The sequence below is a fragment of the Solihabitans fulvus genome (assembly GCF_008386585.1).
Classification (GTDB): Bacteria; Actinomycetota; Actinomycetes; order Mycobacteriales; family Pseudonocardiaceae; genus Solihabitans; species Solihabitans fulvus.
Window position 1 is genome coordinate 1 of record NZ_VUOB01000172.1, and the last position, 201, is coordinate 201.

A 201-nucleotide genomic window follows, 5' to 3' on the forward strand; every position below is an offset into this window, starting at 1 on the left:
CCAAGGACTTCCTCGGCAAACTCGCGAGCGGGGACACCCAGGCCACCGCAGGGCTCACCGACGACGCGAACTCGGCCAAGGCGCTGCTGGACTCCGTGCGCGGCGCGCTCAAGCCTGCCGGCATGACGACCACCGTCGACCAGGTCAGGGACGCCTCCGGCGACTCGAAGTCGGCGGAGGCCAGCGTCACGCTGAACTGGG

At 70.6% G+C, this 201-nt stretch carries 1 pseudogene; it reads left to right on the forward strand.

The window, feature by feature from the left end:
* Positions 1–201 (forward strand): annotated as a pseudogene (locus F0L68_RS43025) (penicillin-binding transpeptidase domain-containing protein); the annotation flags it as partial.